A 24336-nucleotide genomic window follows, 5' to 3' on the forward strand; every position below is an offset into this window, starting at 1 on the left:
CCCCCTTTCTTAAGCTGCTCATAAGTAAATAAAAAATCTGGATAAGCTTCCATAGTTTGCACGTATAAATGAAAATTATGCTTATTGGAATCGGTTTTTGCCAGTATGTTGGAATTAAAGTACAATGAAGTGATCATATTTAGCAGGCAATTCGCATGACCTTTATGAAGGAGAGCATTAAAATGAAACCATGGTACGAACAGAGCTTTGGCTCCGATTATATGCTTGTCTACAAACATCGCGATTGGGAAAATGCAAATAAAGAAGCTTCCAAAATGATCGCTTGGCTGGAGCTGACGGAAGGTTCTCATGTACTAGATATAGGATGTGGAATGGGAAGGCATTCACTTGCCTTAGCAAACTTAGGGTATTCCGTAACCGGTATGGATTTATCTGATATATTGCTTCATGAGGCTCATCGTCATGATGAAGACGGGCTTGTTGAATGGGTTAAAGGGGATATGCGCGAGCTGCCGTTTGAAGCGGAGTGTTTTGATGCAACGGTCAATTTATTTACCTCATTTGGCTATTTCACAGTGGAGGAAGATAATGTGAATGTGCTTCGGCATATTCGGAGGGTGCTGCGTCCAGACGGTTCTTTTCTTATAGATTTCCTTAATCCTATATATGTGGCTCAAACCTTAGTGCCCCGATCGGAGCGTTTAGATGAGGAGACAGGCTTGCTTATACAAGAGGCACGTTCCATTACAAATGGATGGGTACAGAAGGGGATTTCCATTTTCAATCCGCGAAGAGAGGAGAAGCCAAGACAATACTTAGAGCAAGTTAGATTGTACAAGCTGGATTGGTTTGAACATAATCTTGGAGCTTGCAGTCTTAGATTAGAAAAGTTGTATGGGAATTATGATGGCTCAAAATATGATCCAGAAGCTTCTCCTCGTATGATTATGACAGGGAGGGCGAAATGACAATGTTTGATAACAAGGATGAGTTAAGCAGCTTGCCGCATACAAAAGAAGAAGCGTCTATACATACGGTTTCATTGCAGGAAGAATGGCTGCAGGTAAAGGTGCCTGTTCCCTTTTCGCTGAAGTGGGTAAACAGCTATCTTATACCTGAAGAACATGGATATACACTCATTGATCCGGGACTACGAACGGACGAGGCTATTCAGGTGTGGGATAAGGTCTTACATTATCATGGCCTTGAGTGGCATAATATTTCACGAATCATCCTGACGCATCAGCATCCCGATCATTATGGGCTGGCTGGTTATGTGCAGGAGAAAAGCGGCGCGCCAGTGTTTATGTCACGCAGGGCACATGACTACGCGATTAGGCTCTGGGGAAAGGAAAGCCAATTCGCCGAGCAACTGCAAGCTCTTTATGCGATGCATGGCATGCCAACCCAGCATAGAGAGGCAATTGCGCTAAATCTTGAAACATTTGTGGATATGGTGTCTCCGCAGCCAGAGGTAACCTATTTCGAAGCGGGAGATCAAATTATGATCGGCGGTATGAGCTGGCTCTTATTAGACGCGCCTGGTCATGCAAACGGACAACTTTGCTTTTATCAGAAGGAACGGAAATGGATGGTGTGCGGTGATCAGGTCATGCCTCATATTACCCCGAATGTAAGTATCGTGCCTGGTGAGGACGGTGATCCGTTGGATGCTTTTCTGGGCAGCTTGCAGGAGCTCGCAAATTATGAGGTTCAATTAGCTTTTCCTGGACATCGTGATCCTTTTAGTGATTTCCAAGGCAGGATCTTGGAGCTTCAGCAGCATCATATTCGCAGATTGGACAAGATGGTTAGGATGCTCGAAGAAGAGCCCCTCACCGCCTTTGGCATGTGCGAGGCTCTATTCGGCAATCGACTGAATGGGAATGCACATCAATTGAGATTCGCGATGTCGGAGACGCTAGCGCATTTGGTATATTTAGAACGTCAAGCTCGAATCTCATCAGATGAAAGAGAAGGCATTTATTATTATTCTGCAATCATCGCTTAACGATCGCGAAATTCCTGCGGGGTAATGCCATAACTATCCTTGAACACTTTGATGAAATAACTGAAGCTAGGTATGTACGTATATGGGTGACAGATAAAGGCTTGCCGCCATATGGTCCTTCGCTTTTTGAAATCGAGCTTTATGAATAACTGCTTTCATTTGTTGCTATTCTTTTAGATTGATCAATAGAGCGTACTTTTACAGGTAACACCTGTGAAGGTATGCTCTTTTGTTGTCTTAACGAAAAATAGTTGATATCAAAATAATGTTTCAATTATTAATGATGATTTAATGAAGGGATATAAATATATATTGCGACATATATAAATATATGATACATATTAAATAACGGAAATGACCTCAACATGTGTTCTAATTATTTATTCCGTCATATGAAAGCAAAGGGAGACTGGATTATGGAGAGAGAATTAGCATTAGAGCTTGTACGTGTAACGGAGTTGGCTGCGCTCGCATCCGCGCCTTGGATGGGGAGAGGCGATAAGAACAGTGCTGATGGAGCGGCAACCTCTGCGATGCGCTCAATGTTTGATTCGGTGTCCATTCGCGGTACTGTCGTCATAGGCGAAGGGGAAATGGATGAAGCGCCGATGTTATACATTGGTGAGGAAGTAGGCAGCTTGAATGGTCCTGAGGTTGACGTAGCTGTTGATCCGCTGGAAGGTACGGAAATTGTAGCCAAAGGACTTAACAATGCGATGTCCGTGCTTGCAGTAGCAGGGAAAGGCCAGCTACTGCATGCTCCTGATATGTACATGGAGAAGCTTGCTTTTGGTCCAGCGCTTGTTGGCAAGCTGTCGATAACTGACCCGATGGATGTAACGCTACGCAAAGCGGCAGACGCTTTAAACAAGAAGGTTTCTGATTTAACCGTTATGATTTTGGATAGGACGCGTCATGAAGCAATCGTCAAGGTGCTGCGCAGGGTGGGTGTGCGCATAAAGTTTTTGTCAGATGGTGACGTTGCAGGCGCGATGGCACCTGCTTTTCCTGAGGCAGGCATTGATTTATATGTGGGTTCTGGAGGCGCACCGGAGGGCGTATTAGCCGCGGCAGCGTTGAAATGTTTAGGTGGCGAGCTGCAAGCAAGGTTGATGCCGGCGGATAGCAATGAATACAATCGCTGTGTTCAAATGGGCATTGCAGATCCATATCGGGTGCTTACGATGGAGGATATGATTGGAACGGGTGATGTCTATTTTGCAGCAACAGGCGTAACGCCAGGTGAGTTTTTGGGCGGAGTTCAGTATTTTCCTGACGAGAGGGCAGAGACACATTCCATCGTGATGCGTGCTAAGACCAAAACGATCCGTTTCGTGCGCGCTATGCACTATTTACCAAATAAAACATTTTTAAATAATCATAAATAAACAATTGCCTCCATTGCAATAGTTTACACGTAACGGACACCAGAGCCCTTATTCACTACAATAAGCCTCTTTTGAAGATCTAACGGACATAGAGGCCCTTATATGTCTTCAAGTGTTCAAATTGGTCGCCATTTTACCTCAATAGCGTATTTGGTGTCCGTTAGAAACCAGTTTGAGCTTGAATCATCGTAATAGCGGCTTCTATGTCCGTAAGGGCTACAAGCCTAAAGCCTAAACCCGTTAAGCGCTAATTTTGCAATAGTTTACACGTAACGGACACCAGAGCCCTTATTCACTACAATAAGCCTCTTTTGAAGATCTAATGGACATAGAGGCTCTTATGTAGCTTCAAGTGTTCAAATTGGTCGCCATTTTACCTCAATAGCGTATTTGGTGTCCGTTAGAATCCAGTTTGAGCTTGAATCATCGTAATAGCGGCTTCTAAGTCCGTTAGGGCTTCAAGCCTAAAGCCGTTAAGCGCTAATTTTGCATTAGTTTACACGTAACGGACATCAGAGCCCGTATTCACCACAATTAGCCTCATTTGAAGATCTAACGGACATAGAGGCCTTTATATGGCTTCAAGTGTTCAAATTGGTCGCCATTTTACCTCAATAGCGTATTTGGTGTCCGTTAGAATCTAGTTTGAGCTTTAATCATCATAATAGCGGCTTCTATGTCCGTTAGGTTCAATCCTATACCCGTCAAACGCAGAATTTGTTAGTGAACAGGAAAAACTCCTGCTATTTTTAATAAACTGGGAGTGATAGGGGCATATAACTGGAAAAACTCCCGTTAATTTGAGCATATCTACTCCATTAGAGTAAATGATGACGAATTAGCGGGAGTTTTTTCATGTAAACCGGTGTAAAGTCCAACACTCATGAGATGAGATGGAGTTTTTTTGATAAATTTTCCTGAGTGGTAGCAGCTTTTGCTGAATACTTCATCTGATTGTAAATGTTCACACATTAGAAGGAGTTGCTTCGTTAAAATGATTTCCATAGCTGAGTAAAAGTGCGAATGTCGTTACTCTGGTAGTTAGTTGCCGCCTGGAATAAACTTTTTCAACCAAGCTCCAAAGCTTGCTGGATTGCGGGTTTGGATAAGAACAACACCTTCACCGCGGAAGCGGCATACGAGACCCTCGCCGCTCGTAATGCTGGATAACCAGCCCTTTGATGCTTTTTCAATTGTATAATTCATATAACCAGGCCAAGCAACTAAATGACCGTTATCTATGATGACTTCTTCGCCATGGCTCAGGTTCAGCGCATGGATCGCACCATAGGAGGAGAGAAACACGGTGCCTCTGCCGCTGATTTCTACAATAAAGAAACCTTCGCCGGACAACAGTCCTTTGCCTAGGTTTTGCATTTTTGTATTGACCTCTATGCCGCTGGTTCCAGCTAAGAAACCATCCTTTTGCACATACAGCTTATAAGAACCGTCGAGTTCAATCGCTTCAATATCGCCAAGAGAAGGAGGGGCAAGGTGGACTTCACCTTGACCTCGATTCGCGGTCATCTCTTGGAAAAAGAACGTCTCTCCGCTTAACATTCTTCCGAGTCCTCGCATAAACCCGCCGTCGGTTGTCCCTTTAAGATCAATGCTCGGGGACATGGACACCATAGCGCCCATTTCGGCTTTTACGCTCTCACCCGGATTGAGCTTTACCTTCAGCATAGCAAATGCGCCTTTATAAAAAATATCATAGTTCATGAATTAACCTCCCTAAAGATTTTGCGAAAGCAAAATCTACTTCGTAAGCAATGACTTAGATTGTACGAGCGCAAAACTTACTTCGTAAGCAATGACTTAGATTGTACGAGCGCAAAACTTACTTCGTAAGCATTGACTTAGGTTTTGCGAGCGCAAAACATACTTCGTAAGCATGGACTTAGATTTTGCGAAAGCAAAATCAACTTAGCAAGCATAGACCTAGGTTTTGCGAAAGTAAAATATACTTCGTAAGCACAGACTTAGGTTTTGCGAGCGCAAAATCTACTTCGTAAGCACAGACTTAGGTTTTGCGAGCGCAAAATCCTGCTTCGTAAGCAAGAAAGGTTTTGCAAATGCAAAACCTCGCTTCGTAATCTCTGTTTAGTCGAGTGGAGGCTGTGTGACACCTTCACGCTCTGCTTGTCTGCGGTGGGCCATCCGACTTGCTGCTGATGCTGCGATAGCCCCGACGATATCATCTAAGAACGTATGGATTTCTCCGTCGCTTTTGTCGTTGAGCTTGACCAGAATACCGGGCTTCAGCTTATCGACATAACCGAAATTCGTAAAGCCGATGCTCCCATATACGTTGACAATTGACAGTGCCAAAATTTCATCGCATCCATAAAGACTCTCGTCATGCTTGATCATATCCTGCAGCGGGGGCATCAACTTGCCTTCCTCAGCGAGAATATCGAGCTGTATCCCGGTCAGAACAGCATTTTGTACTTCGCGCTTCGATAGGACGGCATCAATATGGACAATGCAATCCTCAGGCGTTAAGCCTGGGAAATAGTCTTTTTGCAAAAAATGCACAAGCTCGGCAATCGCCATCTTTGTTACTCCGCGTTTGAGGAGCCATTCGTCTGTAGCTTCAGCCACTTTGCGGCTATTGAGGCTATAAATTTCGGGATTGGACATGTTTTTGTTCCCCCTTATGATTTTATGGACAAAACTGGTCTAAAAAAGGGAAGGGCTCGTATACATAGTACTACAAATAAGGAGTTGTACAAAGCCGCTAGGCAAAACTTGATTAGGGAGGAAAGGTCAATATGATTCAAAAAAGATGGATTAGGGGTGCTGTACTTTCGGGGGTTCTCGTGTTGCCCATTCTTACTTCGGGTTGTGGTCTGTTTTCCCAGCAGACAAGCAAGCCAATCGATCCGCCACAGGTGGAAGTTAAGGACGGGGTAGAAGGTGCAGAAACTGGACAGGCAGTCGGAGAAGGTGACGGCACACAAATGACGGTATATCTCGAAGATCGTAACGGTTATTTGGCTCCAATCTCACTTCAAACTACCCTTGGCAAAAATGAAGCAGCCGCACAAAAGGCACTCGAGATGATGGTTGAGAATGGCACGTATGCGAATCAACTGCCAGAGGACTTCCGCGCTGTTATCCCGCAAGGCACTCAAATTAAATCGTATAAATATGATAAAGAGCAAAAGCTTGCAACGGTAGAGTTTTCTGAACCGTTCAGTGATTACAACCCGCAGGACGAGCGCACGATTGTTGAAGCCATCACTTGGACTTTGACAGCTATGCCTGGAATTGAAGGGGTTGAAATCTGGTACGAAGGCGCCAAACTGCCGGAAATGCCTCAAGACGGCTTCCCGCTTGACAACAAGCTGACAAGGTCGGTCGGCATTAATATTGAGGCGGCTGATGGTGTGAATTATGCGCAATCGACACCTGTAACGCTCTACTTCTCCGCTCAAACGTTAAACGACGAACAATATTACGTTCCAGTTACAAGACTAGTCGCTCGTTCGGAGTCTCCAGCTCAAGCGGCACTTGAACAGCTCATTTCGGGTCCGCTTAACAAAAAAGAATTGACGAGTGTAATCCTTCCAGATGTACAAGTGAAAAACGTTGTGCAGGAAGGTGATGTAGTTACTGTCGATTTGCAGGATGAAGCTTATCAAAAGGGTCAAAAGCTTCCGTCTGAAATGCTCCAAGCACTCGTACTTTCTGTCACGGAAAATACGGACGCAGCAACCGTTCAAATCAAGTTGAACGGAGAAACTAATGTTGTGGACGATGCCAACAACTCATACAGCGAGCCTGTGGGCAGACCGCATCACGTCAATGCAATGAAGTCATAATAAATAACTATGGTGTGTACGAAGAGGCTGCTCAAAAGCGAATGCTTTTTGAAAGGCCTCTTTTGTGCATTTATAATGTCTGAACCGATCAAGTTATAAAGAAGCCGGCATACTAAATTGTTCCTAATCTTGAGCGAAGGAGTACATGTACAATCGCTACAGTTTTCTTTTTCACGAGCGGCGGATGCAATTCACAGGTTACTTTGTTAAAATAGGAAAGATTGCAGGATAGGATACATTTGTTTTCTAATCGTAAAACGCAACACTCAGGAGGAAATTAGCATGAGAAACGATGGTCGGCAACCGAACCAGCTTCGGCCGGTAACCATAACGACAGGTGTCAATAAATACGCAGAAGGATCGGTTCTCATCGAGGTCGGAGAGACGAAGGTCATTTGTACGGCGAGTGTAGAGGACAGAGTACCTCCATTCATGAAGGGACAAGGCAAAGGCTGGATTACAGCTGAATATGCCATGCTGCCGCGCGCAACACATACACGCAATATTCGTGAAGCCGCTAAAGGGAAGCTGACAGGCCGGACGATGGAGATACAGCGCCTTATTGGCCGTGCATTACGATCAGTCATTGATTTGCAAGCATTAGGTGAGCGGACGATAACGCTTGATTGCGATGTCATTCAAGCTGATGGCGGTACGCGCACGACATCAATTACAGGTGCGTTTATTGCGCTTTCAATTGCAATCAATAAAATTTCGGAGAAGGTGCAGTTTGCCAAATACCCGATTACAGATTTCTTGGCTTCGGTAAGTGTAGGCGTCATTCAAGAGAGAGCGCTGCTTGATCTGAATTACGAGGAAGATTCCAAGGCAAAGGTTGATATGAACGTTGTTATGACAGGCAGCGGCAAGTTTGTTGAAGTGCAGGGAACAGGCGAGGAAGCTCCGTTTTCACGTGAAGAACTTAATCAATTGCTGGCACTCGGAGAAGAGGGTATTCTCGAGTTGATCAGCAAGCAAAAGGATGTTCTCGGTCCTTTGGCGGCGCGTATCGGAGGTTAATAATTCGGATGAGACATTCCATTTTAAATCATGACGTTATTGTTATAGCTACCAAAAATGCCGGCAAGGTGAAGGAATTCGCACATGCGCTCCAGAAGCTTGATAAATCGGTTGAAAGCCTGCTGGATTATCCGCAAATTCCAGATATCGTGGAAGATGGCGATACTTTCGCCGCTAATGCACGAATCAAAGCAAAGACGACGGGAGACGCGCTAGGCGTTCCTGTACTGGCTGATGATTCGGGCTTGCGCGTTACAGCGTTGAATGGCGATCCAGGTGTCTATTCGGCACGTTATGCAGGTGAGGATGCGACTGACGGTGAAAACAATGCCAAGCTCATTCAGGAGCTTCAGCGACTTGGGGATAATGTTGAACGAGAAGATTTAGGGCATTTGACTGATGGCTCACAAATCATGAGCAAGGCGCAGTTCGTATGCGCGTTAGCGCTGTATGATCCAGCAACCGGCTTGTTTTTGGAAGCGGAAGGCACTGTAGATGGTTTCATTACAGATACGCCTCACGGAATTGGCGGTTTTGGTTATGATCCGTTGTTTTGGCTTCCAAGCTTGAATCGCGGAATGGCTGAGTTGTCACAGGAAGAGAAGCAGCAAATCAGTCATCGCGGTGACGCATTAAGAAAGCTGCTTCCGCTGCTTGAGCAAGGGCAATAATTTTAAAAAAGCACCCCCATCCGCAAGCAGCCGATTGCATTGGCTTCAAGCAGTTAGGGGTGCTTTTTTTTTTGTGATGAGGAGAAGTACATAAGTTTGGTCAGCTTATAACAACTTTATATTGCTTTAACCATAAATTTACCTGATATAAATAAGCGAACAGCTGCGGACCAGACATCAGCTGACCAAACCAAGGCGTATTCGAGCTCGCGGATTCCGACTCGGTTAGCGCTCTGATCTTTTCCACATTGATTAACGGAAGGAGCGGAGAGCTGGAATCATTCAGTACATCGAGCAACAGTCCTTTGACGGCGGCCAAATAGTTTGGATTATGCGTTTTAGGATACGGGCTTTTTTTGCGAGTCAATACGTCTTCAGGTAATATACCGCGCAGCGACTTGCGCAATATTCCTTTTTCCCGATCACCGGATGTCTTGATCTCCCACGGAATGTTCCACACATACTCGACTAGCCGATGATCGCAGAAAGGGACACGAACCTCTAAGCCTGCTGCCATACTCATTCGATCCTTGCGGTCTAGAAGCGTTGGCATGAAGCGGGTAATATTCAAATAAGACATTTGCCGCATCTTGCGCAGCTGCTCAGATTCCCCATCCAGATGAGGCACCTCCGCTATCGCTTGTGAATAACGGTCCCCGATGTAATCGAGCGGTTTAATCCATGCGGCAACGTCAGGTGCGAGCAAATCGGCACGCATAGTGGAAGCAAGCGACCATGGAAAGGTATTTGCATTCAAAGCTTCTTCGCGATGAAACCAAGGATAGCCGCCAAAAATTTCATCGGCAGCTTCGCCAGATATCGCTACGGTTGCATCTTTTTTAATTTCATGGCAAAACAGCAGAAGTGAAGCATCAACATCGGCCATGCCCGGTAGATCGCGAGCGAAGGTAGCCGCTTTTAAAGCGCCGACTAAATCTGGCGTATCGAACTGTATGGGATGATGGATTGTACCCAGATGCGACGTCATTCTCTCGATCCATGGAGCATCACTATTAGGCTGGAAGGCATGCGCCTTAAAATGTTTATCGTTATCTGCGTAATCCACAGAGTACGTATGGACATTCCCTTGCCCGTTTTCGTTGTAATAATTGACGGCAAGTGTAGTTAGCGCACTGGAATCGAGGCCGCCAGATAACAAGGTGCATACAGGAACGTCGGAAACGAGCTGACGCTCAACCGTATCCTTTAGCAGCCCTCCCACATGTTCTGCGGTTTCATCTACATTTTGCCCATGAGGACTGCTCTCTAGCTGCCAGTACGTAATTGTCTTTACGCCTGCATGGTTGACCGTCATACACCGACCAGGTCTAAGCTCGCTGATTTGTTTATATACACCATGGCCTGGAGTGCGTGCTGGTCCTAAAATGAAAATTTCAGCAAGACCTTCCGCGCCAACTTCTGGCAGTACAGCAGGGTGTGCCAATATACATTTTTGTTCGGAGCCAAAAATAAATAAACCGTCCTGTGTGCTATAGAACAGCGGTTTAACGCCAAGCCGATCACGAGCTAAGAAGAGCTCTTGCTCTGCCACATTCCATATTGCAAATGCAAATATTCCATTAAAACGCTCTACACAAGCCTTGCCCCATTCCATAAAAGCGACCAGAAGCACTTCAGTGTCACAATTTGTTGTAAAGTTTCTGCCCCTGCTTTCCAATTCCTTGCGAAGTTCTGGTGCATTATACAATTCCCCGTTATAGACAACCACATATTTGTCATCGCCGGTATGGCGAATCATTGGCTGTGCCCCGTTCTCCGGATCAATGACGGATAAACGTCGATGGCCTAAAGCGCAATGCGCTGATATCCACGTACCGGAAGCGTCGGGACCGCGCGGTGCAAGGGTGTCTGTCATCTTCTCTAAGCTTTCACTTTGCTTAGTCAGATCACGGTTCCAGTCGATCCAGCCGGTAATTCCACACATCGATCTCATTCCTCTCTTTTGCTGTTCTCAATGTAGCGATAATATCAGTTATATGCAGAATAAGGGATAAAATGTCTGTCCGACGGGGGATGCTAGAGGTGGCTGTGAAAAGTTTTAAACGCAGGAAGGAGTGTGCGATTGATGGTTGAACAGAAAGCCGGAAATGAAGAACGCAAACATTATTACGTTTCGGTTCAGGCGGGACAAATATTAGAGGATCCGCAAGCAGCTGCGTATGAGCTTGAGATAATAGTGAATGAGCATGAGCATACGAAGCTTAGAGAGCTGTTTGATGAGCTATCAAGCATGGATGAAGCGGAAATGCTTCATTTCTCGCACAGTCCGTTTGGTTCAGCAAGCGACAGCGAAATCAATGCTGGTTATGATGAGTTGATTGAGCGAATCTACAGGCAATTGTATGAGTTCGGAACGGACACGACTAAGCAGCATATCGAATCAATGCAGTTTTTTTAATGAGCGGGATGAGTATTGCTAGGCACAGTAAACAGGATGTTGCAGAAGCGTAATAGCTGCTGCAACATCCTGTTTTATTTTATAAAAGATCGATAATTGTACAGAAAATAACATAGATGATACTGAAAAAATGAAATAAGAATGTTTTTTCCTATTATATCGCTGTTTTTGAGCAATCAATTCTATTATGTTGGTACAAAAAATGATATACTTCTACAAAAAATAGTGGAGGGTTTTCGTTTTGCAAAAGTTAGTTTTTTTTGTCGGAGTAGCAGGGACGGGTAAAACAACGGTAGCTAGAAAGCTAGCTGCTCGCATTCCAGCTGCTTTTCTTGACCGTGATACAATTGGCGGTCGATTTGTTGAGGCTATTTTGGAGATAAACGGGTTGGATAAAAGAGATCGAGATTCTGATTACTACAAAAAGCATTTGCGTGATCTGGAATATGATACTGCAAAGGACGTATGTATCGAAAATTTGGCAGCAGGACAAAACGTATTTATGATTTCACCGTTTACAGCAGAGCTGAAAAACAAACAGTGGATTGAAGAGGTTGTTGAAGCAGCTGGATTAACGATGAGTGAAGTAGACATTAAAGTTGTTGTCGTAACACTGCTGGATATGGAGTTGCAAAAAAATCGTATCGTTGGTCGTCAAACGGAACGCGACCAGTGGAAACTGAACAACTGGGGCGATTTTGAGAAGCGTATTGAATTTGTACCGCAAATCAATTGGGACATTCCAAGCTCCTCGATTCTTGTGTTTGATAATAGTGGAGAGCTTACAGACGAGAAATCAGAGCAATTATTCCAATTCGTTAATGAAAAGCAGGCATCCTTTTCGGTCTAATACGGTCGGGTTTGAAAACATTTAAATAAGCAAAGGCGGCTTCAAACGGTAAATAACCGTTGATGCCGCCTTTTTATTTGTAAGGATTTAATTATACCTTTGCATAGAAGGACTTCAAATGCTGGATAAAAGCTTGTGCCGCTGCCTTAGGCTCACGTGATTTATGTGTAATAATGCCATGTGTCATTGTTAACTCTTGCTTCAAGGGCAGTGACAGCAATGTGCCCGCAGCTACCTCTTGCGTTACATTCGATTCCGGTACGAAGGCGATGCCCATGCCGCACGCGACCGTCTGCTTTATAAGCTCGATGCTGGAAAATGACAGCTGATCGGCAAGCTCAACATCGAATTCTCTCAGTACATCGCGTCCGTACGTGTGATAGATGCATTGGTCTCCGAAGCTGATGAAGGCGCACTCGTGTAAGGATTGCCATCCTAATCGCTCAAATCGCTCTTGCAAAGCAGGAGCACAGATCAGCACGAGACTCTCTTCTATTAGAGGCGTGAATAGAAGGTCATCGCGTTCTGGTGCCTGAGGCACGATGCCTAAGTCAGCGCGATGATTCACGATTTGCGCAGTAATATCATGTTGCAGGCCGGGATTTAAATGCAGCTTAATCTTAGTAAATTGTTTTAGGAAGCCGGTTAAAAAATGCGGTAAATGAGAGATGGCAAACGACTCCAAAGCTCCAATTCGAACGATACCGGACGGCATGTCGGATGTCGAAAGCGCATCCTGGAGAGATTGCCCGAGCTGGATAAATTGATATGCATAGGGAGCTAACTGCAAGCCTGCTTCCGTTGGTTCTACGCCACGCGGCAAACGGTGAAACAGCTTCTTGCCGCTCGTTGTTTCCAAATGTCGAATATGAGAGGTTACCGTCGATTGCACGTAGCCGAGTCGATCCGCGGCGCCGCTGAAGCTTTTCTCCTCCAGCACGGCAGCAAATGTAATGAAAAAACGTCCTTCCCAAGCCTCCAGCATGGTAGTCCTCCTTTGATATCACCATTTGAAATGGATTACATCGTAAACATTCAATTCTCGAATGGCTTCTCTTATGATAGCATAATGTCATTCATAGAAAAACGGGGGATGAGAGATGCTGAAAAATGTAAGCTGGAAGCCGCTGGCAGCAGCGGCAGGAGGAACAATCGTTATAGCACTGCTGCTAATGATGGGGGATAAAATGTCGATTACGCTGATGATGGCTCCGTTTGGGGCGAGCTGCGTTATCGTATTCGTCTTGCCGGATAGTCCGCTTGCTAAAGCAAGGAATGTTGTTGGAGGCCACCTTATTAGTACGGGAGTTGGTTTAGTGATGCTGCACATATTCGGTGATTCTACTTGGTCAATCGCACTCTCTGTTGGATTATCCATCCTACTAATGCAGCTTACGCGGACGGTGTATCCTCCTGCAGGTGCTGATCCGCTCGTTGTAATGCTCAGCGGCGCTGGCTGGTCCTATTTGTTTACCCCGGTACTGCTTGGAGCGGTGCTGATTGCGATTTCCGCATATGGTTATCGGAAGCTATTAGCGACCAAAACAGCAATTTTAAAGTCAGAGAAATAAAAACAAGGCTGATCCAAATGGTAATTACCGGGATCGGCCTTGTTTGAATTTATGAGTATAAAATAAAAAACCACCTGATTAGGCGGCGTTAATGGATAATCATATGGCGTCCCGGAAGGACTCGTTCTGCTCCGTTTAGTGTTTCGCATTTTACATGCGTAGATTGGATAACATGGTCAACTAATCTCGTTTAAGACGTCGTCTTGCCTTAGACCACATTTTGATCCACACTTGATCTTCGTCATCACGGTAAAAACGGATCCCGATCAATTTCAAGGGAGACCATATTTCTTTGAAATAGTAGTTGGGCATCTTTGTCTCTCCTAATGAAATAATATATAGGGAGTATTATATGCTCATTGGGTGAAAATATTTGTCGCATCTTGTGTGAATAAATTAGCAAATATTGTCGAATTAGGATTATGCTGTGCTAAACATTACTTGTAAATTTGTCTGAACATATAAAAAGACCCACAGTGTGTAATGAATGTGGGTCAGCAGCTGTAACATGATGAAAGGGTCTATTAATTAAGCTTAGTTTCGGTCAATAACTGAACCGCTAAAATGAACTTCGGTAACTGTTGGGTTGATGAAGGTTGTTATAGGGGTTGGTCCATCGTCTCCATCGCCTGCCGCTACAAAAAAACCATTAGCCACTCCTGCTGCACCAGTTAAAAAATATCGGTGTGTTTTACCAAAAATTTTTGTATCCGTACATGCAAAAGATGTTGTCACTGTATTAGTCATTAGAGTACCAGCAGGTGCAGTCTCTGACAACTCTGTTATATGACCGGAATCAACGACTGTACAAAGGCGAGTTCCGGTTAACGGGGCATCACGCCAAATACTAAATTGCATTTTTTGCGAAAAAATCGTGATTTCAGGTCCTGGATTAATGGTTGTAACGCCAAAATTCCAAACGATTGTCGCTTTTAACTCTTCGCGGTCATTTCTATCAATACGACTTAAGGTGATGAATAATCCATCTATAGGAAGTTCTGAACCGAAACTGTCAGGCGGGGTTGGAAGCGGAAATGTTGTAATAGCCGGGCCTCCAGGAATCATAGGGTTAGGAACTTCTATAAAATCGTACCATTTAAGCAATCGTCTCGGTCTACATCTAACTTTCTTTTTCATTTTTCTATTGACGATAATAATGCTAGTTTGGTTAGAGTTAAATATTTTTGTTTCGTTTTTACAAACGTCTGTTTCTTTTTTAGAAACTTTTGTTTTTCGATGGGGTTTAGGACAATTCAAAAGTAAAGCACCTCCAAATAAATTTTTGTATACTATGTCTTTTATCTATTAGAGGTAAGTGCATCTGTCCCAGGGACTATAAAAAAATAGGTATATTAGTAGTTTTTAATAATAACACTCAACAATGAAGTTTAATGCATCCAGACTTGATAGTAACTGTGTGGAATTAGGGTCAAACAGTACAAGGAGGAATAACGAAGATGGACTTGCGAACAAAGTCGGTTCATGTAGTAAATTATGGGAATATGATCAAAATTCCGTTTATGGATATTAACTGTCGTATTCTCGCGATCAGCAAAACAAAAAAAACCCGCTAAATCCTTGTTAACCAAGGTTTTAGCGGGTTTATGTAAATCATTAAAATGATCTAGGTAATTCTTAATGGCGTCCCGGAAGGACGTAGGTTTCAAGGAGAAATCCTTTATACATCAACGATTTTAATTAGAATTGTGTAAAACGAGTGTAAAATGACTTAGATTTTTATCTGCAGCAGTTCCGCGAAGCCAAATTTTCCAACATCATGTCTCGCGCGCTCCTCTCATTGATCTTTTCCCCTTTCCCGTTCAGTCAAATCCTGTTTGCCAAAACGGATGATCAGCCGGTCCTCCGAGTACCTCGCGCCTTCAACCTGCCAGCCCATCAACGATCTTGGCAAAATAACCTTCCATTTTTTGGCGCTAGCATCTACTGTCAATTCGTTGTCTTTCTGCCGTTAAGTCCAGAGTTTTATAGCGGCACTACACTTGCTTGCAATTATAGGATTGCTTCAAAGGATTAGCTTTTCATCAAGCCTTTTGAACAGTATATAAATTCCATATGCCGCTAATAATAATTACATCAATTATAAGGGGCAAATTCATATGGATAATTTAGTCCAGGAAATGAAAACCACGTTCGCTGATCATGATGATTTTTTCATTCATGAAGAGCAATTTGATCAAACAGCCATTTATCTTATAGGATTTGACACGCTTATTGATTTTACAAAGACAAATTTATATGTTCGACAAATGGCTCAAGTATCTGCTTCAGTTAATGAACTATTAATAAACCTTAGCGACCAGCTTGACGTTAATGCTGAACAGATCAAAAAAGCCATTTTAGAAGGCAAATTAGTGGTTGTCTCAGAAAGCAAACGTAACGCTATTGTGGAACCCGTCCACAGCAACCTGAGGCGAAGCATTGGTGAGCCCCAAAATGAAAGTCCCATTCATGGTCCTTTGGACGCCTTTGGAGAGGATATAGATATTAACATAGGGCTCATCCGAAAGAGACTGGACACTGAACGACTGTGCCATTGTTCATACCAAGTTGGGGAGTTAACAAGCCGAAAGATCTCAATGCTTTATATTAAAGGAAAAGCTTCAAGTGTTCTTATTGAAAAAGTTGACCGGCAATTAAAACAAATTGAATCGGACATCGATACGATTGATGACCTGAATAAGCATTTTGGTCATCGTAAATTCAATCCTGTCAGTCATCTATTCTCAACTGAGATTCCGATTCAAGCTGTCGATTCGTTAAAAAAGAACAGAATCGTTCTTTTTTTGGACAATTATCCCTTCGCGTTTGTTTTTCCTCACCTTTTTGGGGATATGTTGAGTACTGCAAACGATCGAAATTTCCCTATTGGGTTGTCACTCATGATTCGAACCCTAAGGGGATTAGGAGCTTTGGTCACACTTATCCTTCCCGCTTTATATGTTGCCTTAACGTCAGTTAACCCTGAAATATTAAAAACAGATCTCGCCTTGTTTATCGCAGAAAGCAGAGAAGGCGTTCCATTAACATCCATACTTGAAACGATTGTAATGGTCGGATTGGTTGATTTAATAACTGAAGCGATCGTGAGACTCCCTAAAAGCGTAGGCCCTACCGTTACAATGGTTGGCGGAGTCATACTTGGCCAAGCGATGGTTGAAGCGAAATTAGTCAGTAATTTATTAGTCATCGTGACAACAATAATGTTGATTGGAAGTTCTGTCGTAATAGGAGTGCAAAATTCCATGTACCTTCGTGTCCTAAAATACCCTGTTTTAATTTTGGCATCTGTTTACGGTATTGTGGGTTTATTTACCGGATTAATATTAATATGCATATATTTGGCGAGTTTAACGACATGCGATATTCCTTATATGACATTTCGCATGAAAGGAAAGGGAGACACAAAGTGACTCAAAGGCTACAGATTTGGTTAGTTTTTATCATCATGAATATGGGCTTCGGTTTTTTGATGTATCCTCATCTCATATATACGTTATCGAATTCCGGTCATTGGGCAGTGGTTCTTTCTTACGGATTGCTGCAACTGATTCTAATGATGATCTTCAAGAAAGGATTAGATTATTTTCCAAAAAAAGATGTTATCGATATTTGTTTGCAAATGGGAAGATGGGCAGCATTCATTTTTTTTATCCCCTATGTTATCAATCTGACTGTGTTTGTTGCGATCACTCTTCGCGCCCATTCTGAAGACGTTGTTTCAGTTTTTTTGATTCGGACGCCTTATTGGGCGGTATTGGTCCTTCTCTTCTTCATTTCAACTTATACAGCTATTAAAGGTTTAGGCACGATTTTACGTTCCTCGGCATTTATTTTCTTCATCATTAATTTTTTGGTGGTGTTAGTCATTGCTTCCTCGACTATAAATTTTGATTTTCAGAACGCTGCGCCGGCTTGGCCTTCCTCTTTTAATTTCTTATTGAAAGACAATTTTTTCTATCTTATGGGATATTCGGCGATTATCTTTTTAGGATTCGTACCTGCCGAAACCAATTTAAAGTTCGGTCGACTATTTGCGGCATGGGTTTATGTGATATTCTCCTTTCTAACTTCCGTGTATGTGCCGCTTTTAATATTTGGACAAGAAACAGTCGTTACGATTCATTTTCCTGCAAGAGAAGCAGCGGATACAGTCGACATGAGGTGGTTTGTGTTCAGCCGGCAAACGATGTTCTTCGGGCTGTCGTTGATCGGGTTTACGATCATATTAAATGCCGTTTTGCTATGGATGATCGGACAAATCATGCAGAAAACGCTCAAATGGCAGAGAAGCAAAGCCTCTTATTGGATCAGTGCTTTCTCTCTTATCGCATTTATATTCGCAGTAACTGTCCCGAACCGTTCCTGGATTGTAAAACTCCTCGAGTGGAGTAACGGTGCTAACGTTTATTTTATCATTATCCTTCCATCTGCCATTTTTATCTATGGTGTTTTAATTAGAAGGAGGATGGCGGGTTATGAAAAAAATTAATCTTATAAAAATTATTGTTGTACTTATGTTTTTAACCTTTCTCTGCGGGTGTTGGAATGTTAATGAAATCAATCAGCGTGCCCTTCCTTTGGCCATCGGGATTTCCAAGGAAAACGAGGAAGAATTCAAAGTGACACTGTATATTCCAGTAACATCGGTAGAAGGCAAAACAAGAATTGTAACGGAAAAAGGTGAATCCGTTTCAAGCGTTCTGGGACGAATGCGGACAAACTCTGAAGGTGCCTTGGACTACTCAAAAATACAATTTATTGTCATCCAAAACCATTTGGCAAATAACAATCAAGAATGGAGTAAATTGATTAAGTATTTAATGAAATCAAGGGAAATACCGTCAATCGCGTTGCTAGCCATTACAGAAGACGATATTGAGAAAATGTTTGCGATTATTAACGAAAAAAAGGGTTTCCGTGCAACCTCTATATATGACTATTTTTATAAAGGGGCCGGTTGGGCACCGGAGTTCTCGATTACCCGCGTATGGGAAGTTTATCGGAGTTTGTTTTCCTATACGAAAGATATAGCCGTTCCGGTCGTTAAATCCGGAAAGGATACCGTTTTTATCTTCGAGGATTTGGCAGTTTTGAAAAATGGAAAAATAACGGGAAGAATCAGCCCAAGCGAAAATCTATTAGTTAATTTGTTTCAAAATCGTAATGCACGAGGACAGAATGAGAGTCTGGGCTTTGCCAGCATCAGGGTAATAAACAGCTCTTTGCAAATTAGACCGTCAATGAAAAATAATGAACCGCTGGTTTCAAGCGATTTAAATGTAAAAATAGACATTTTAGAGAGAGAAGAGGGCGTGACGAATAGCCGGATATTAAAGGAACTCGAGAAGCTAATGGAAAAGCGGTTTAACGATATGTTCGAACAAGCCCAAAGAAACAAAACGGATATTTTCGGCTTTGGCCAACATTTCCGTCATCAGATTCCATATCATGAACTAAAAGACTGGAGAGAAGAATATTATCCTAAGTTAAAAGTGAATTTTCAGGTCCATGTAAGTATGGAATAACTATTGCGGGTGTTGTCAACTTCGCTGGTACTACCATTTAACACGGTTTATCCTGACCTACTCGGGATTAAGCTATACTGGTATTAAGATATAAACACTCGGCAGGTTAACGGTAACGTCACCGACCACGGAAGCTGACGATCCAACGCTTCCGAATTTTTCGGATCATCGAGCTGCGGTAGTTGCTCAAACAAAAGCAATTATAGGATTTAACAACGATATTGTTGTTAAGAACAAAATTAGGACTAGTTTTTTCAGAACCACCATTAGCACCCCGCATGCGTTTATTCGTGTAGGATTTCTCAAGAATGGTGTCTTTATCAATGGACAGATTTGTTTAGAAATACTGCCCGTTAGTTTAATGATCCTGAGTACAACTGAAGTCATACGACCATATTCTCAAATGTCTTAATTGTGCTTTGTACATCGCGCTCACGAAGTTCTTTGACGATATGTGCATAATATTGCATAGTTGTCTCTATGTCGCCGTGACCTAGCCTCTCGCTGACGTAATAAATTGAAACCCCTTTGTACAACAATATACTAGCATGCGTATGTCTCAAGCCGTGAACAGTTATTGGATCAATTTTGAGCTTTTCAAGCAACAAACCTAATGCTTTGTTAGCTCCGTTGTTACTAATTACTTTATATTTTGATTGAGGGCTGTGAAATACCAGTCCATGAATATTTTCCGGTGTACGCTCGAAGAGCTCCATAAACAAGTCCATGGTTTTTTTGTCCATTGTAATCGTTCGATTAGACTGTTCATTTTTTGTAGGTCCGAATCCCTCATGCATCTTATTGGTGTAACCCCAAGTCTTATTAATAATAATTTCATTCGTTTTAAAAGAGAAGGATGACCTTGTCAGACCGACTAGTTCACCGAATCTCATCCCAGATGTAAGACCTAATAAGATCAAATAATTAGTAAGTGTATTAAGATTATCAGTTAACTCCTTTAGCAGACGTTTGCTGTCGAAATAGTTCAAATGTTTTTCTTCGGGACGTTTTGACGGAACAGATCCTGAAAAAGTCACTCTACGAGTAAAATCCGAATGAATAATGCCTTCGTCTATTGCTTCTTTAACACAAGCTCGTATATGAGTGTTGATCTTCCTTGTGGTGTCCTTAGCCCTACTAGCCCCGTACTCGTTCAAAAATGCCTGATAGGAGCGTTTGGTTATATTTTGAATAGGTATACCGCCAAACTGTTCTTGAATTGTTTTGAGCGTATTTAAATAACGCTCCCTCGTGTTATTAGCAATGTTAGGTTTATATACTTTTAGCCACTCTTCAAAATATTGGTCAAAGGGCTCTAAACGTAGATGAGGAGTAATTCCTTTCCTGAGCTTGTTTTCGATCTCGGCAGCTGCTACCTGTGCTTCTTTTTTAGTATTGAAACCACCCTTGCGTATTGGTTTAGAATCGCCTTTAATCATCCGACTGATAGTGTATTGCCAGGTCTTTCCGCGCTTCACGAAACTAGCCATAAGAATCCTCCTCGCTATTTAATAAGTCAGAAATCCACGAAGACTATATTGTAATGTATCCTCAATATCGCAAATACGTAGAACAATGCGTTGGATGCTTGAGAGGTCTAGAGAGGTTGGTTTTGGTTGGATAGAATTCATAACAGCTTCTCGAACAATTGAGAGTGAGATCCCGAGCAAATGCTCATTGTCTATATGTCGAGTATAAGCAATATCCGGGACAGTAACTGCTTCACGCTCAGAATACATCTCATCAAAAGTTAACCGTTCGAACGGAGCTTGAATATCAATAAATAAGATTTTTTCCCAATCATAGAATGAGCTGTCAACGATCATCCAAATAGGTGTCATTCGTCTGTCCTCTCCTGATTCTTCATACACGACCTTGACGTTCAACATGTTACTATACCTTCCTTTCAGCAACTTGACGATTTAATTGATCCAGAATTTTCATCGTGGAGTCAGAATAGCTGTATATTGTTGGTCTAGGTGTCGTTCTAGCGCGCAGATTGCGGTCATAACGTTCTTGTTTAATCCGCCCGTATATTTGGTCAATTCTGCGATTAACGAGTTCCTGGGTCAATCTGAAGGCCTCTGACAGCACTTTAAGATAGTTTGATTGATATTGATTAACATTAAATTCTTCCAACATGTAAGCAGGCATTGCCGAGTACATTTGAAAAAGTGTCGCCTGAGCCTCCTGCAGGTCCACAAATGAAGGTGGCAGCTTACGTTGATTACCTACATGTCTTGTTAGGTGACCAAGTTCATGGAAAAAATCTTCGCGTTGTTCAGGCTCGTTATCATGGATATTGAGGAACATGAGACAGTCGCCATCATCATCGAAAATTACTTTTGTGTTCCCGTCAGCATAGACAATATAGGCATCGAATAACGAAGCGATTACATCCAGGTCCAAATCAGAAGCGGATAGTATTCCATTTTCTCTATAAATATTTGAAATCCGTATTTCCAAATCTGTAGGCTTGTATAGTGTCAGGTTAAAAAGATGCAATGTACCACTCCTAAAATGAGAATGTATGTTCGTATTATAGGGTAAAAAATATAGCCCGAGAAGAGGCTATTATTTTTTATTATCTTTTTCTTGTTCACGTTCTTTCTTACGTTTCTCTTTATGTAGTCGGAACATTTCAAGTTGTTGCTTCAGATGTTCGGCTTCTTCTTCGTTGATTTCTTCAGGTGGGCCGCCTAAATAAGCAATATAAATTTCACTGTCTGGAACATGATGATTTCGTACAGAAGGCTCAGGTTCATCTGTTCGACCTGTTAAATAATCGATACTCACATTAAAAAAATCCGCGATTCTATCTAACCGTTCTCTTCTAGGAAGCGAATCTACTGTTTCTAATCTTCGAATAGTAGTTGCAGGAATATCAAGGGCACTTGCTAATTGATCCTGCGTAAGACCCTTTTGTAACCTTAGTTTCTTCAATCTTTCTTGAAAATTCACGGTATCACCACCTACATTAATGATAATAGAAAATGTTCGTAAAATAAACGTTCAATAAACGAACATTTTGTATTGACACGCTCATAATATGAACATATAATGTGGATATAACGTTCGTAAAACGAGCATTGGAGGTGGTGCAAGATATGAAAATCAAACGAATAGAACTCATAAAAGCTAGAAAAAACAAGGGATACACCCAAAGCGATCTTTCAGAAATGGTAGGTATTTCACGAGCATATCTTGCTAATATCGAGCGGGGTGAACACGATCCTTCGCTAAAAGTAGCGCAATCTATATCAAAACATCTTGGTATAGGTACGGATTCGATTTTTTTTGAAAAAGATGTTCGAAATATGAACATAGTGATCACAGACAAGGGTGCTTGAAAATTTTGTGATAGTAAGTATCCGTATTTAGCTGGAAGGAGAGATGAAAATGGAACAACGACTTAATGTTCAGATCACAATACCTATTCCGTCCGACTCCGTCTTGATTAGTAAAGTTGAGTTGGACGAACTCAAGAAAACGGAACTATCTGGTGTGTATTGGACAATGAAAGATATTGAAGCTCGCATAAATCGCAAAAGCGAATGGATTAAAGAAAATATTCTTTTCCCTTCAAAGTTTAGAAAGTTTTTAGACGTAGATCAGGGCGGTTTTGTATTTTATCCAAAGGTTAAAGGTCAAACATGGAGCTTCCAGGCTTCGAAAATGGCTGAGTTCCTTGATAAAAGATTTAATCAAATTTTTAAAAATGTTGCCAGTTAAAAAATTTCCCGACATCGGGTGCGCTGATGTCGGGCTAGTTGAGGGGAACGTTGGCAAGGCAAACAGTAACGGTATATCTGTATTGTAATGCCACGTCATCATTCTGAGATTCTAATATGGAATATATTCTAAATCGGAATAGATGGGGGTGAATATTAAATGACAGCCGGAACATTTATGAAAATTTGCCGTGAGCAAGCAGGGATTAGCCAAGTAAAGCTTGCTAGACTCCTAAACCGTACACAGTCATGCATAAGCAAACTTGAAAAAGATCAGAAGACATGGGACATACATACGTTTAGGGATTGGACCAAAATTACAAACCAAGCAGAGGCGGGGATAGCATTCCTGTATGGAGTCGATCCAGCATCCATTTTACAAACAGTTCTACAAATTTCGGGAGCAGCTTAATCGGAGAGGTGAGTTGTTATGACGCTTGAGGCAATGGCGAGGATATGGTTTGACAGAAGTCCGCTGCAGCATGAGGTTATTGTCAGAAATCTAATCAAGGTATCAAGAAATGAAAAATGCCCGTCGGCTAGGACGGACATAGTTACGGACCCGACTAAGGAATCTCGTTTTGTCTATTATAGCACATCCACAAGAGACAGTCTGAGAGATTGTAAGAGTTAGACGATTTAGGCGATTGCCTTTATCGTCGGGTGTCCTGAGCGTTAGCTGGGGGCTTCCGACGATGCAGAGCAAGTAGGTATCAACACAGGGGGAAGGTGCACGGATGATTGTGTTAAAGGATGATTCGGTTCGTTTATCTTCGGGTGAAACAGGAATCGTCATCGAGTTATGGGGACGAGCTAGACCGTTTATGACCTTTAAACGCGATTCTGACGGTGCATCCATTCCTCTGCAAGCCTCGGAGGTTAATGAGGTATTAAAACGAAATCGAGCCAGCAAGGAAAGGAGTGGGAGTTTTTGGCATGGATAGAGAGTCATCAAGAACTAGCAAGGCATCCGAAAACAAAGCGTTTGTCACGAAAGCTAGGCGTTAGCGTCCCGGCAGCTATCGGTCATTTACATATGTTGTGGTGGTGGGCTGTTGATTATGCCCAAGACGGCAATATATCCGACTATGATCCAGAGGACATTGCGGAAGCAATAGAGTGGCCCATAGAAAACGCAGACAAACTCTTGCAAGCCCTTGAGGATGCTGAGTTTATCGATAGAGTGGAACGGTGTGTCACTATTCACGATTGGTTCGATTATGCGGGACGTCTGGTGGACAATCGAGAAAAGAACAAGGAAAGGAAACGGAAGTCACGCGAGAATGCTAAGAAAGGTAAAGAGAGTCACACTGATGTCACGCGTGACACAACCGTGACTCT

The 24336-nt window shown here is 42.6% G+C and carries 25 protein-coding genes and 2 pseudogenes; 17 read left to right on the plus strand and 10 right to left on the minus strand.

Annotated elements, in window-relative coordinates:
* Positions 1-164 precede the first annotated feature (164 nt).
* From AC787_RS29805 to glpX, 3 genes are all read left to right on the plus strand, one after another.
* Complete coding sequence (locus tag AC787_RS29805) at positions 165-929, plus strand: class I SAM-dependent methyltransferase (RefSeq protein WP_321166187.1); 765 nt, start codon at positions 165-167, stop codon at positions 927-929.
* Positions 926-1972 carry an MBL fold metallo-hydrolase gene (locus AC787_RS29810; protein ID WP_235561158.1) on the plus strand — a complete coding sequence of 349 codons (1047 nt, stop codon included), beginning with the start codon at positions 926-928 and terminating at the stop codon, positions 1970-1972. Before AC787_RS29805 ends, AC787_RS29810 begins: the two co-directional genes overlap by 4 nt.
* A gap of 416 nt (positions 1973-2388) precedes the next feature.
* A complete protein-coding gene (glpX, locus tag AC787_RS29815) occupies positions 2389-3360 on the plus strand; it encodes a class II fructose-bisphosphatase (RefSeq protein WP_054028591.1) in 972 nt (323 codons plus the stop codon).
* 1041 nt (positions 3361-4401) lie between these two features.
* Here the strand turns inward: glpX and AC787_RS29820 are convergent.
* Together AC787_RS29820 and AC787_RS29825 are read right to left on the minus strand one after the other, a co-directional pair.
* Complete coding sequence (locus AC787_RS29820; RefSeq protein WP_054028592.1) at positions 4402-5082, minus strand: TIGR00266 family protein; 681 nt, start codon at positions 5080-5082, stop codon at positions 4402-4404.
* A gap of 381 nt (positions 5083-5463) precedes the next feature.
* The gene (locus AC787_RS29825; protein ID WP_054028593.1) at positions 5464-6003 is read right to left on the minus strand and encodes a phosphatidylglycerophosphatase A; all 540 of its coding nucleotides are present in this window, start codon (positions 6001-6003) and stop codon (positions 5464-5466) included.
* 131 nt (positions 6004-6134) lie between these two features.
* Here AC787_RS29825 and AC787_RS29830 point away from each other — a divergent pair, with 131 nt between their 5' ends.
* The 3 genes from AC787_RS29830 (at position 6135) to rdgB (ending at position 8878) form a co-directional block, all read left to right on the plus strand.
* Entirely contained in the window at positions 6135-7187 is a 1053-nt protein-coding gene (locus AC787_RS29830; RefSeq protein WP_054028594.1) for a GerMN domain-containing protein, read from the plus strand.
* 282 nt (positions 7188-7469) lie between these two features.
* Positions 7470-8207, plus strand: coding sequence for a ribonuclease PH (gene rph, locus AC787_RS29835; protein ID WP_054028595.1), 738 nt, complete (start codon positions 7470-7472; stop codon positions 8205-8207).
* Between the two features lie 8 nt (positions 8208-8215).
* A complete protein-coding gene (gene rdgB / locus AC787_RS29840; protein ID WP_054028596.1) occupies positions 8216-8878 on the plus strand; it encodes an RdgB/HAM1 family non-canonical purine NTP pyrophosphatase in 663 nt (220 codons plus the stop codon).
* Between the two features lie 100 nt (positions 8879-8978).
* On the opposite strand, the gene asnB is transcribed toward rdgB, so the two are convergent.
* Positions 8979-10823 carry an asparagine synthase (glutamine-hydrolyzing) gene (gene asnB / locus AC787_RS29845; RefSeq protein ID WP_054028597.1) on the minus strand — a complete coding sequence of 615 codons (1845 nt, stop codon included), beginning with the start codon at positions 10821-10823 and terminating at the stop codon, positions 8979-8981.
* Between the two features lie 141 nt (positions 10824-10964).
* On the opposite strand from asnB, the gene AC787_RS29850 reads away from it, so the two are divergent.
* Both AC787_RS29850 and AC787_RS29855 read left to right on the plus strand, forming a co-directional pair.
* Entirely contained in the window at positions 10965-11297 is a 333-nt protein-coding gene (locus AC787_RS29850; RefSeq protein ID WP_054028598.1) for a hypothetical protein, read from the plus strand.
* 241 nt (positions 11298-11538) lie between these two features.
* The gene (locus AC787_RS29855) at positions 11539-12147 is read left to right on the plus strand and encodes an AAA family ATPase (protein ID WP_054028599.1); all 609 of its coding nucleotides are present in this window, start codon (positions 11539-11541) and stop codon (positions 12145-12147) included.
* 91 nt (positions 12148-12238) lie between these two features.
* Here the strand turns inward: AC787_RS29855 and AC787_RS29860 are convergent, their stop codons facing one another.
* Positions 12239-13132 carry a LysR family transcriptional regulator gene (locus AC787_RS29860; protein WP_054028600.1) on the minus strand — a complete coding sequence of 298 codons (894 nt, stop codon included), beginning with the start codon at positions 13130-13132 and terminating at the stop codon, positions 12239-12241.
* Positions 13133-13247: 115 nt separating this feature from the next.
* On the opposite strand from AC787_RS29860, the gene AC787_RS29865 reads away from it, so the two are divergent.
* The gene (locus AC787_RS29865; RefSeq protein ID WP_054028601.1) at positions 13248-13718 is read left to right on the plus strand and encodes an HPP family protein; all 471 of its coding nucleotides are present in this window, start codon (positions 13248-13250) and stop codon (positions 13716-13718) included.
* 534 nt (positions 13719-14252) lie between these two features.
* Here the strand turns inward: AC787_RS29865 and AC787_RS29870 are convergent.
* Positions 14253-14975 (minus strand): hypothetical protein, encoded by a 723-nt coding sequence (locus AC787_RS29870; protein WP_054028602.1) that lies wholly within the window; start codon positions 14973-14975, stop codon positions 14253-14255.
* 538 nt (positions 14976-15513) lie between these two features.
* A pseudogene (locus AC787_RS33925) lies at positions 15514-15672 on the minus strand (ArsA family ATPase); the annotation flags it as partial.
* 163 nt (positions 15673-15835) lie between these two features.
* Here AC787_RS33925 and AC787_RS29875 point away from each other — a divergent pair.
* From AC787_RS29875 to AC787_RS29885, 3 genes are read left to right on the plus strand one after another with little or no spacing between them, the layout of a single operon-like run.
* Positions 15836-17149, plus strand: coding sequence for a spore germination protein (locus AC787_RS29875; protein WP_054028603.1), 1314 nt, complete (start codon positions 15836-15838; stop codon positions 17147-17149).
* Entirely contained in the window at positions 17146-18228 is a 1083-nt protein-coding gene (locus AC787_RS29880; protein WP_054028604.1) for a GerAB/ArcD/ProY family transporter, read from the plus strand. Before AC787_RS29875 ends, AC787_RS29880 begins: the two co-directional genes overlap by 4 nt.
* The gene (locus tag AC787_RS29885; RefSeq protein ID WP_054028605.1) at positions 18215-19264 is read left to right on the plus strand and encodes a Ger(x)C family spore germination protein; all 1050 of its coding nucleotides are present in this window, start codon (positions 18215-18217) and stop codon (positions 19262-19264) included. The genes AC787_RS29880 and AC787_RS29885 overlap by 14 nt, the downstream gene beginning before the upstream one ends.
* 383 nt (positions 19265-19647) lie before the next feature.
* On the opposite strand, the gene AC787_RS29890 is transcribed toward AC787_RS29885, so the two are convergent.
* The 4 genes from AC787_RS29890 to AC787_RS29905 all read right to left on the minus strand — a co-directional run bounded on the left by AC787_RS29890 (position 19648) and on the right by AC787_RS29905 (position 22225).
* The gene (locus AC787_RS29890; RefSeq protein ID WP_054028606.1) at positions 19648-20754 is read right to left on the minus strand and encodes a site-specific integrase; all 1107 of its coding nucleotides are present in this window, start codon (positions 20752-20754) and stop codon (positions 19648-19650) included.
* 18 nt (positions 20755-20772) lie between these two features.
* The gene (locus AC787_RS29895) at positions 20773-21153 is read right to left on the minus strand and encodes a hypothetical protein (protein WP_054028607.1); all 381 of its coding nucleotides are present in this window, start codon (positions 21151-21153) and stop codon (positions 20773-20775) included.
* 4 nt (positions 21154-21157) lie between these two features.
* Positions 21158-21769, minus strand: a complete 612-nt coding sequence (locus tag AC787_RS29900; protein ID WP_054028608.1) for an ImmA/IrrE family metallo-endopeptidase — start codon at positions 21767-21769, stop codon at positions 21158-21160.
* A gap of 69 nt (positions 21770-21838) precedes the next feature.
* Positions 21839-22225, minus strand: coding sequence for a helix-turn-helix domain-containing protein (locus AC787_RS29905; RefSeq protein WP_054028609.1), 387 nt, complete (start codon positions 22223-22225; stop codon positions 21839-21841).
* A gap of 146 nt (positions 22226-22371) precedes the next feature.
* On the opposite strand from AC787_RS29905, the gene AC787_RS29910 reads away from it, so the two are divergent.
* The 5 genes and pseudogenes from AC787_RS29910 to AC787_RS29930 form a co-directional block, all read left to right on the plus strand.
* Positions 22372-22614: a helix-turn-helix transcriptional regulator gene (locus tag AC787_RS29910; RefSeq protein ID WP_054028610.1), complete on the plus strand. Its 243-nt coding sequence runs from the start codon at positions 22372-22374 to the stop codon at positions 22612-22614.
* Between the two features lie 49 nt (positions 22615-22663).
* Entirely contained in the window at positions 22664-22996 is a 333-nt protein-coding gene (locus AC787_RS29915; RefSeq protein ID WP_054028611.1) for a DUF771 domain-containing protein, read from the plus strand.
* A 159-nt stretch (positions 22997-23155) separates the two neighbouring features.
* Positions 23156-23407 carry a helix-turn-helix domain-containing protein gene (locus AC787_RS29920; protein ID WP_054028612.1) on the plus strand — a complete coding sequence of 84 codons (252 nt, stop codon included), beginning with the start codon at positions 23156-23158 and terminating at the stop codon, positions 23405-23407.
* Between the two features lie 325 nt (positions 23408-23732).
* Positions 23733-23939: a hypothetical protein gene (locus AC787_RS29925; RefSeq protein WP_054028613.1), complete on the plus strand. Its 207-nt coding sequence runs from the start codon at positions 23733-23735 to the stop codon at positions 23937-23939.
* A pseudogene (locus AC787_RS29930) lies at positions 23927-24336 on the plus strand (hypothetical protein); the annotation flags it as partial. The gene AC787_RS29925 and the pseudogene AC787_RS29930, both read left to right, overlap by 13 nt.

Origin of the sequence: Bacillus sp. FJAT-28004 (genome assembly GCF_001280845.1) — a bacterium.
GTDB lineage: Bacteria > Bacillota > Bacilli > Paenibacillales > Paenibacillaceae > Pristimantibacillus.